12 protein-coding genes and 1 pseudogene are annotated in these 8,998 nt (G+C 36.8%); all 13 read left to right on the top strand.

Annotated elements, in window-relative coordinates; genetic code table 11:
* Positions 1-658, top strand: a 658-nt coding sequence (gene mtrD / locus ACJMLD_RS08515) for a tetrahydromethanopterin S-methyltransferase subunit D (RefSeq protein ID WP_405270494.1), incomplete at its 5' end; no start/stop codon positions are given.
* Positions 659-1,474 carry a tetrahydromethanopterin S-methyltransferase subunit MtrC gene (mtrC, locus tag ACJMLD_RS08510; RefSeq protein ID WP_405270492.1) on the top strand — a complete coding sequence of 272 codons (816 nt, stop codon included), beginning with the start codon at positions 659-661 and terminating at the stop codon, positions 1,472-1,474.
* 17 nt (positions 1,475-1,491) lie between these two features.
* Positions 1,492-1,821, top strand: a complete 330-nt coding sequence (mtrB, locus tag ACJMLD_RS08505) for a tetrahydromethanopterin S-methyltransferase subunit MtrB (protein ID WP_405270490.1) — start codon at positions 1,492-1,494, stop codon at positions 1,819-1,821.
* Positions 1,822-2,538, top strand: coding sequence for a tetrahydromethanopterin S-methyltransferase subunit A (gene mtrA, locus ACJMLD_RS08500; protein WP_405270488.1), 717 nt, complete (start codon positions 1,822-1,824; stop codon positions 2,536-2,538). It begins immediately after the preceding gene.
* A 12-nt stretch (positions 2,539-2,550) separates the two neighbouring features.
* Positions 2,551-2,757, top strand: coding sequence for a tetrahydromethanopterin S-methyltransferase subunit F (locus ACJMLD_RS08495; protein ID WP_405270486.1), 207 nt, complete (start codon positions 2,551-2,553; stop codon positions 2,755-2,757).
* Positions 2,758-2,767: 10 nt separating this feature from the next.
* Positions 2,768-3,004 (top strand): tetrahydromethanopterin S-methyltransferase subunit MtrG, encoded by a 237-nt coding sequence (gene mtrG / locus ACJMLD_RS08490; protein WP_405270484.1) that lies wholly within the window; start codon positions 2,768-2,770, stop codon positions 3,002-3,004.
* Positions 3,005-3,017: 13 nt separating this feature from the next.
* Complete coding sequence (gene mtrH / locus ACJMLD_RS08485) at positions 3,018-3,950, top strand: tetrahydromethanopterin S-methyltransferase subunit H (protein WP_405270482.1); 933 nt, start codon at positions 3,018-3,020, stop codon at positions 3,948-3,950.
* Between the two features lie 159 nt (positions 3,951-4,109).
* Complete coding sequence (locus tag ACJMLD_RS08480; protein WP_405270480.1) at positions 4,110-5,579, top strand: methanogenesis marker 14 protein; 1,470 nt, start codon at positions 4,110-4,112, stop codon at positions 5,577-5,579.
* A gap of 16 nt (positions 5,580-5,595) precedes the next feature.
* Positions 5,596-6,204, top strand: coding sequence for an NTP transferase domain-containing protein (locus ACJMLD_RS08475; RefSeq protein ID WP_405270478.1), 609 nt, complete (start codon positions 5,596-5,598; stop codon positions 6,202-6,204).
* Positions 6,205-6,259: 55 nt separating this feature from the next.
* Positions 6,260-6,526, top strand: coding sequence for a PRC-barrel domain-containing protein (locus ACJMLD_RS08470; protein WP_042692144.1), 267 nt, complete (start codon positions 6,260-6,262; stop codon positions 6,524-6,526).
* A gap of 113 nt (positions 6,527-6,639) precedes the next feature.
* Entirely contained in the window at positions 6,640-7,395 is a 756-nt protein-coding gene (locus ACJMLD_RS08465) for an ABC transporter ATP-binding protein (RefSeq protein WP_405270476.1), read from the top strand.
* The gene (locus tag ACJMLD_RS08460; RefSeq protein ID WP_405270474.1) at positions 7,364-8,614 is read left to right on the top strand and encodes a SufB/SufD family protein; all 1,251 of its coding nucleotides are present in this window, start codon (positions 7,364-7,366) and stop codon (positions 8,612-8,614) included. The genes ACJMLD_RS08465 and ACJMLD_RS08460 overlap by 32 nt, the downstream gene beginning before the upstream one ends.
* A gap of 317 nt (positions 8,615-8,931) precedes the next feature.
* Positions 8,932-8,998, top strand: a pseudogene (locus tag ACJMLD_RS08455) (methyl-viologen-reducing hydrogenase subunit delta); the annotation flags it as partial.

Raw genomic sequence — 8,998 nt, 5'->3', positions numbered from 1 at the left:
AGGCGGTATTATGATTGGTGCAGGTGTGCACTTTATTCCTGTAGGAGGAGCTCCTGCGGCTATGGCAACAGCTACTGGTGTAGGTACCGGTACTGCTATGTTAGCTGCTGGTGCTGGATTAACAGGACTTATTACTGCTGCAACTATGACAGGTGAACCATTCTATATAGTATGTATCGGTGGGGCAATCGGTGCTATGATCATGATGGGTATTACCATGCTCATTGCTAACTTAATCTACATCTTCGGTGTAGGTATTGTTCCTGCTGCATCAAAAGTGCCTGTAGACTGGATTTCCAAACGTAACCAAGAAATTTATAAAACTCCTGGTACTGAAGGTCACGGTGTACCTCTCACTTCATTTGTAAGTGGTCTTATTGGAGGACTTCTTGGTGGTGCTGGTGGTGGATTAGTCTACTATGGTATTTACGACACAGTACAAGCTTCTTTTGACCCTACTGTTGCTGTTGGTTTAGCTGCTATTTTAGGTGTAGGTGTGTTCTTTATTAACTCTGTAATTGCTTCTTATAACATCGGTGGTACCATTGAAGGTATGCACGATCCAAAATTCAAAAGAATTGGTACCGGAGCTCTTGCATGTGCAATCGCATCTATTGTTGTTGGAATCTTTTGTATTATTTTAACTGGAGGTATCTAAATGTCTGCTGGTGGAAGTGCTGACGGTGCAGCTGCAGGTGCAGTTGACTCAATGCATTTATTAATATTAGGTATTGTCGGTGGATTACTCGGTATCTATTTATCAGGTTTCTTAGGAGATGTCATCGGACCTGTATTAGCTGGTCTTGGTGCTGTATGTGCTATTGTATGGGGTTCAGATGCAATCCGTAGAGTAGCAAGTTACGGTTTAGGTACTGGTGTACCATCTATTGGTTATATGTCTTTATCTGTTGGTGTAATTGCTGCATTAGCAGGTCTCAGTTTAGCATCAATGTTAAACATCGCATTAGTTGGACCTATTGCAGCTTTAGCAATTGCATGTATTATCGGTGCAGTTATTGCATTAGTAGCAATTAAAATCGTAGGTATGAAAATCCCTATTATGATTCAATGTACTATTGAAATTGCTGGCGCAGCTGCTTTATCTATTTTAGGATTCGCTGTTGCAATTGCAGGTAGTTTTGAATTAACACCAATTTTAGAAAATGTTGTTGCAACTGGTTTTATTGCTGTATTATTTATTATGTGTACTATGGCTATCCAACACCCATTCAACGCATGTTTAGGACCTAACGAAGATCAAGTAAGAACTCTCAAATGTGCATGTTCTACTGCATTCTTAGCTATGACTATTACTGGTCTTATGTCCATCACTACCGGTGGATTAGGTTGGTTCGTTGTATTCATCGTTGGTTTAATCGGTTGGGTTGTTTCATTCAAAGCATTTGTGGATGCTTCCATTAATGATGCCGCATCAACCAAATGGGCAGGATTATGGCCTAAAGTGGAGCAATAGATTAGGAGGAATTAAATATGGCTCAAATGTTACCTATGATACAAGTTATACCTGAAATGAATTTCGCATTAGACCCTGTAACTGGGGTTATCGGTTCATCTTTAGGTTCTGGAGTTGTACTCTTATCTATGGACGATGTAAACGAACAAGTAGCAAAAGTCGAATTGGCTGCTGATGAGTTAATGGCTTCATTAGATCCATACACAAGTCCTGTAGGTTCTTACCCTGGAAGGGAAGGTTCATATGTTACCGCAGGATTGTTAACTAACATGGTATATGGTTTCTTATTAGCATCATTCATTATATTTGCTGCAATACCAATCTTACAAGCGATGGGGGTTTTATAGATGGCTGATAAAAAAGCTCCTGCAGATGGCTGGCCGGTTATTAGTGGGGATTACATTGTAGGTGATCCTGAAAGCCCTGTTGCAGTAACAACATTAGCTTCTCACATTGAAGCTGAACTTTCTGGAGCAGCTATTGCAGGTCCATGTAAAACAGAAAACTTAGGAATAGAAAAAGTTGTCGCAAACATTATTTCAAACCCTAATATTCGTTTCTTAATATTAGCTGGTGCTGAAGTACAAGGACACATTACTGGTCAAAGTATTCAAGCATTATATGAAAATGGTGCTGACCCAGATAAAAAGAAAATCATCGGAGCAACCGGTGCTATTCCTTTCGTAGAGAATGTTCCTCTCGACGGTATTGAAAGGTTCCAACAACAATTAGAAATTGTTGACTTAATCGATACTGAAGATATCGGAGCAATTCAATCAAAAATTAATGAATGTGTGGAAAAAGATCCAGGTGCTTTTGAAGAAGAAGCTATGGTTATTTCTGTGGACGACGACGGTGGAGATGAAGACACTGGTGAAGCAATTAGAGTTGTTTCTCCTGAAACTGCTCTCATCGAAGCAAGGATTAGGGATATTAACACTAAAATCGATATGGTCGGAGCTGTTCAAAGAAATATGGCTGGTAATTATGCCGGTAAAGTCCAAGGTATAATGATCGGATTAGCTTTCACTTTAATCATTGGAGTTTTATTCTTGATGTTCTAAGGAGGGTTAATTATGGTAGAAATTTCAAATAAACCAAATATAGGCGGAATGAAAACTGCAGCTGATGATGCTGAGTACAGTGCAAAACTCCTTGCAAGGGAAGGTAAATTATTTGCTGGTTTACTCGCAACCAGATTTAAAGGATTCGCTTTAGGTGCTTGCATAGCAACACTCTTTATCGTAATTATTCCTTTCATTGCAAAAGCAGCAGGATTATAGAGGTGTTATTATGAGTGAAGAATCAGTACCTTCAGTAATGGTTTCCCCTGATGATTTCAACGCACTTGTCGCTAAATTAGATGAAGCAGAAGAAAAAGTTGATTTCACTGTTGGGGAATATTATCAACGTTTAGGCCAACAAACTGGTAGAGATGTTGGTATATTGTACGGTATTATACTTGGATTAATTATTTTAGTTGTAGCTATTAAATTCGGTGTAGCTGCAATGTTAACTACCTTATTATAGGAGGTTTATACTTATGTTTAGATTTGATAAAGAACAAATCGTCGTAGATATGAATGGGGTAAAAATGGGAGGCCAACCTGGTGAATATCCTACCGTTTTAGCAGGAACTATCTTTTACGGCGGACACAAAATTATTAGTGATGAAAAAGCAGGTGACTTTGATAAAGATGCTGCTGATGGATTAATTAAAACAATGGAAGAAATGTCTGATGTAACCGGAAACCCTTGTGTTATTCAAAATTTCGGTGCTACTGCAGAAGCTATGGTAAAATACTTAGAATTTGTAGGAGACGTCAGTGACAAACCTTTCCTTATCGACTCAACTGCAGCTGCAGCAAAAATTGCAGGTGTAGAATATGTTCAAGAAGTAGGATTAGCTGAAAGAGCTGTTTACAACTCCATAAGTATGGCAGCAGAACCTGGTGAAATTGAAGCTCTCAAAAACTCTGACATCGATGCATCCATTCTCTTAGGTTTCAACCCAATGACTCCTGGTGTAGAAGGAAAAATCGAAATCTGGGAAACTGGTGGAGCTGTAATTGACCAAGGTATTCTTGAAATGGCTGACGAATGTGGAATCACCAAACCATGGATGGACGTAGCAGTTACTCCATTAGGTCAAGGTGCAGGACCTGCTGTAAGAACCGCTTACGCTGTAAAAGCTAAATGGGGATACCCAGTAGGATCTGGTATTCACAACGTACCTTCAGCATGGGACTGGTTAAGAGGATACAAAAAAGAACACAAAGAAGCATGGCCTGTTTGTGATATCGGTTCAAACATCGTACAACAAATGGCTGGTGGGGACTTCGTTCTTTTCGGACCTATTGAAAACTCCAGACTTGCATTCCCTGCTTGTGGTATGGCTGATATTATGATTGCTGAAGCAGCAAAAGATATCGGTACCGAACCTGTCGAAGACCACCCAATTAACAACTTATTATAGATAAAAGGGTCCCGATTAGATGAATTATTCATCTAATCATTTTTTTCTATTTTTTACTTTTTTTTAACTAATTCTTTATAACTTTTTTTCAAGATTTTTTAATAAAATTTATATTATTATAAAAAGATATTTATAATCAAGTTTAATTGAGGTTATAAAATGTCTTTTCTAAGTAAAATTTTTAATAGAGGTCCTAAACCTATTATTGCTCATTCTAAAACCGGCAATTTAGGTACTTTAAGAGCTCAAAAGGCGGGTCCTGCAAGTCCTGGTGCTGTTCAAAAGCCAGACACTTTTTATGTAACTGCTTCTGTTGAATTGGGTAACACTACTACAAAGTCCATTGTAATGGCTACAAATTTAAACACTAGTGAATCTTATTTATTAAACAAAACAGTTAAGATGACTCGTGATATACGCCCTCCTAAACCTAATGAAGAGGTGTTCGGTAAAACCGTTTGGGGCATTGAGCTTTCTAAAGAATCCGTAACTGAACTTATCAGAGATACTGTTTTAGAATCTTTAAGAAAATGTAATGTCGATAAAGATGAAGATTTGGATTTTGTCGTAAGGTCTACTGGGGTAACCGCAGGTTTTGCAACTGCTGAAGAGGCAGGTCAATTAATTATTGCTCTTGCTGATGGGTGTCTTGAAGCGGACATTCCTCCAAGGAAGATGTCTCCTGCAATGACAATCTCTCAACTTCCGGAAAGATTGCAAAAGCATTCTCTTTTGGAAAATATCATGTTTGATGGTGCTGTTGTAAGTGTAGTTCCTCCTCAAGGTAAGGAAACAGTTGCAAACGAAATGGAAGGGGAACTTGTTACCGCTGGAATTAAATTGGGTGCTAAATGGACCGATGTTGATTACAGAAACCCTTGTGTTTCTCTGGACTTTGGTTCAACATTGGCAGGACGTATTGTAAATGACAACGAACCTTATGCAAACACTGTAGGTAACTTTTTAGGTCTTGCGGGTGTTGTAAGCGATTCTATAGCTAGGGGTTCAGGTAAAATCGATAAGAAAAATGGTGCTGCGTTAGACATATATTCAGATAAAGCGATGAAAAAAGCAGACCACAAAAAGGCGGAAGCCAATGCATTGGAAGCACATAAGTTAGTTAACATCCGTAAAGTTCCGATGGATGTTGAAAGATTCGGTACTGTACCGGTAAATCCTGAAGCCGCTGAAAAGGCAGGTACAACTTTAATTGGCTGTGATGTTGGTTTTAATGGTGATAAGCTTGATGAATTAATGGAATTGGGTGCACAATTCTATGATGCTGACGGTCTTCCAACCTTGCTTTCAACATTGGATTATGTAAGTACCAATATTGTTAAAAGGGTTTTGGATGTTGCATTTGAAGAAAATGTTATTGTTCCGGGCTCTGCTTTAGGTATTACTGGAAGGGCAGGTATCACTGGACGCAAACCAGAACTTATATTGGAAGCTGTTCAGGATAAGTTTGAAAATGTTGTTTTTGTTGAAGATGGCCTTGCTTTAGGTTCTGCAATCATGGCACGTTGTATGAATTCAATGGGTACTCCTAAAGTTCCTATTGGAGGTAAACAAGGCGGAAGATGCATCCTTAAAGATCGTATGAAAATGATGGGCGGAAAATTCGCTTAATCAATAGTGGTTTATCATGATTTATGCAATTCTGATGGCCGGAGGTAAGGGAACCAGACTTAAGGTTCCCGAAGAAAAGCCTCTTTTCAAATTACGTGATAAACCCTTAATCAATTTTGTAATCGAGAACTTAAAGGCATCCAAGCTAATCGATGAGATAGTCATTGCAGTCAGCCCCAATACTGTGGAAACCACGCAATATTTGAATAGTGTTAACGGAGAGTATACTATTTTGGATACTTCTGGCGAGGATTATCTGACTGACCTATCTTATATTTTGGATTATTTTGAAAAAAAATCTACAGATGATATTTTGCTTTTCATAAATGCGGATTTGCCTTTCATATCAACTGAAACTATAGATTATGTATTAAAATATTACTTAGAATCTCCTAAAGACGCATTGTCGGTTTTGGTCCCTGTCGAAATATTTGAAGAGCTGGATTTGGATTATTCATATGAATTTGAAGGCAATGTTCCATCGGGCCTGAATGTTTTAAGAAGTATCAATATTGTTCAGGATGAGGATCAGATAGTTATTCCAAAAGTTGAATTGGCTCTAAACATTAATACTATTCCCGATAGCAAAGTAGCCGAAAAGTTGTATAATGAATATTATGTTTAAATATGATGAAGTTTAATAATTATATAAGTAGATTTAATTTTTATCAGGTGATTTAATGGAAAATAAACAGATTCCTAGAAGAGAAGAAAAATTATGGAGTGAAATCAAGAACTACCAAGTAGCTACCAACAATGCACGTATTCTTGGTGTATTAGATGAGTTAATTATCAATGAAAAAACTGGTAAAATCGTGGATATTGCAATCAGAGTTGAAAGTGACCGTAATATTCATGTTAAAGGTGCTAAAAGAAACGGTGACTTGTTATTAGTTCCTTTCGCTAAAGTTGAAAAAGTCGGCGAATTCATCATTGTAACTGAATAATTTCAGTTATTCTCTTTTTTTTATTCTAATTTTTGTTAACTATTTATATTCAGTAGTAATATAATTAGTATAGTATATAACAAATTCATATTTTAATTTATAAAGGTGATTGTATGTTGCTTGAAATTGAAAATCTGGCTGTTGAAGTAGCCGGTAAAAGAGTTTTAAAAAATATTAATCTTTCTATTGCTGAAGGTGAAACTCATGTTCTTTTAGGGCCAAACGGTGCTGGAAAGAGTACTTTATTCTTAACTATATTGGGTTTTCCAAATTATGATGTAGTTCAAGGTTCAATTAAATTTAAAGGTCAGGATATTACTGAGTTATCCACTGCAGAAAGGGTTAAATTAGGCATTGGTGTAAGTTTCCAAAATCCTCCTTCCATTAGAGGAGTTTCTGTTGGAGATTTATTGAAAATAGAATCTCATCAGGATGTCAACGAAGAATTAAATCCTAGAATGAAAAAATTGTCTAGAAAACTTAAATTCAGTGATGAATTTCTGGACAGGGACGTAAATCTTGGTTTTTCCGGTGGGGAAGTAAAACGTTCTGAAATTTTACAGCTGCTTGCTCAAATGCCGGATTTCACAATGTTTGATGAACCTGATTCTGGTGTGGACATTGAAAATGTAGAATTATTGGCTTCAGAAATTGGAACTTTATTGGATAAGGATAAGAAACATGGGGACAGAAAAAGAAGCGGTCTTTTAATTACTCATTTAGGTTATATCCTAAACTTTGTCAATGCTGATAAAGCTCATGTTTTGATGAATGGTGTTATTTCCTGTTCTGGAAACCCAAATGAAATTCTCGAAGATATTAGGAAAAATGGTTTTAATGGATGTGTTGAGTGTGCGCAATGTTTATGAGGATGCTGAAAGAGCAAAGGATAAAAAAGCACCTATAGGTGCTGATGTTACTATTGAAAACTTCACTGATGAAACTGTCAACGCATTGGACATGATTGATGATTTAGATGATTTAAGCAGCCAAACAAAAAAAGACCTATTAAAAGTGGGTGTTGATACTGAAGAAAAAAACAGGTCTGGATCATTTTTACAGGTAGATCAAAGCAATATCTTTACAAATAACGCAATGTCAGATTCAATTGAAGTAATGAATATGCAAATCGCATTAGAAAAATATGGCTGGCTAGAAGACTATCTCTGGAATGTAGTTAAACCTGATGCAGATAAATATACTGCTAAAACAGCTTTAAGGGAACAAGAAAGTGGATTCTTGAGCGGTTATTTTGTAAGGTCCCTTCCTGGAACCAAAGAAGTAATGCCTGTACAGGCATGCATGTTCATTAGTGATGAGGATGTTATGCAGACAGCTCACAATGTCATCATTGCTGAGGAAAACTCTGAATTGCACTTGATTACTGGTTGTGCAACCGGTGATGATATAGGATCAGCAATGCACGTTGGAGTATCTGAAATGTATTTAAAACCGGGTTCAAAAATAACCTTCACTATGATTCACAATTGGGCCGAACAGGTTGAAGTTCGTCCAAGAACTGGTGTGAAACTATGTGATGATACCACTTATATTAATAATTACATTTTAACCAGTCCTGTCAGCACAATCCAGTCATTCCCAACTGCTTACTGTGATGGTAAAAACTCAAGGGCCATCTTCCAAAGTATTCAGGGTGGTAAAAAGGACTCCATTATTGATGTGGGCTCAAGAGTTTTATTAAATGCTGAAGGTGCTAGAGGAGAGGTTATATCAAGAGCTGTTGCTCAGGATGAATCAAAAATCTATGCTAGAGGACACTTGGCAGGTACTGTGCCTACTGTTAAAGGACATTTGGAATGTCATGGATTGGTATTGTCTGACGACAGTTTTATTTATGCAGTTCCTGAACTTGAAGCCAGTTCCGCCAACTTGGAAATGTCTCACGAAGCTGCTGTTGGTAAAATTTCTGAAGATGAAATCAATTATTTGACCTCTAGAGGAATTAATGAAGAAGATGCAGAATCCATGATTGTTAGAGGATTTTTAAACATGGATATTACCGGTCTTCCAGACGAATTAGCTGAGCAAACTCAAAGAATGATTGATATGAGTCTTGATGGAATGTAATTCCATCTAATTTTTCTTTTTTTCCTTATTTTTCATGTAAAATTTATTTTTCGAAAATCTTGTTTTATAGTATATAAACTTTTTGACTTTAATCTCCGAGTAAGCTTTATATTAATTATAAATGAAATATATTAATCAGTACATAATGTAATGCTGAGCTAGCTCATTAAGTACAGAAATTGTGTTTTTTAAGGCATGCCTAAACAGTATTCCTTAAAAAGAAATTTTAAAATTTTTTAAAAAACTTTAAAATTGAAATTTAGAAAAGCGCAAGTTTTTCTAAACGGAGAAAATATATATAGAGGAGGAGAAACTCTATGGCTGATGATGTAAAAATTGTAATGTTTTGTTGCAACTGGTGTTCCTATGGAGGAGCAGACACAG

The sequence above is a fragment of the Methanobrevibacter sp. genome (assembly GCF_045112895.1).
In the GTDB taxonomy this organism is placed as follows: Archaea; Methanobacteriota; Methanobacteria; order Methanobacteriales; family Methanobacteriaceae; genus Methanocatella.
Note: the sequence above shows the minus strand (reverse complement) of the source record. Positions and strands in the feature narration are given on the sequence as shown.

What these genes read in the sequence shown, in the direction of transcription:
- mtrC (WP_405270492.1), top strand. Translation starts at nt 659, where the DNA reads ATGTCTGCTGGTGGAAGTGCTGACGGTGCAGCTGCAGGTGCAGTTGAC.
- mtrG (WP_405270484.1), top strand. Translation starts at nt 2,768, where the DNA reads ATGAGTGAAGAATCAGTACCTTCAGTAATGGTTTCCCCTGATGATTTC.
- ACJMLD_RS08495 (WP_405270486.1), top strand. Translation starts at nt 2,551, where the DNA reads ATGGTAGAAATTTCAAATAAACCAAATATAGGCGGAATGAAAACTGCA.
- ACJMLD_RS08480 (WP_405270480.1), top strand. Translation starts at nt 4,110, where the DNA reads ATGTCTTTTCTAAGTAAAATTTTTAATAGAGGTCCTAAACCTATTATT.
- mtrB (WP_405270490.1), top strand. Translation starts at nt 1,492, where the DNA reads ATGGCTCAAATGTTACCTATGATACAAGTTATACCTGAAATGAATTTC.
- ACJMLD_RS08470 (WP_042692144.1), top strand. Translation starts at nt 6,260, where the DNA reads ATGGAAAATAAACAGATTCCTAGAAGAGAAGAAAAATTATGGAGTGAA.
- ACJMLD_RS08475 (WP_405270478.1), top strand. Translation starts at nt 5,596, where the DNA reads ATGATTTATGCAATTCTGATGGCCGGAGGTAAGGGAACCAGACTTAAG.
- ACJMLD_RS08465 (WP_405270476.1), top strand. Translation starts at nt 6,640, where the DNA reads ATGTTGCTTGAAATTGAAAATCTGGCTGTTGAAGTAGCCGGTAAAAGA.
- mtrH (WP_405270482.1), top strand. Translation starts at nt 3,018, where the DNA reads ATGTTTAGATTTGATAAAGAACAAATCGTCGTAGATATGAATGGGGTA.
- ACJMLD_RS08460 (WP_405270474.1), top strand. Translation starts at nt 7,364, where the DNA reads ATGGATGTGTTGAGTGTGCGCAATGTTTATGAGGATGCTGAAAGAGCA.
- mtrA (WP_405270488.1), top strand. Translation starts at nt 1,822, where the DNA reads ATGGCTGATAAAAAAGCTCCTGCAGATGGCTGGCCGGTTATTAGTGGG.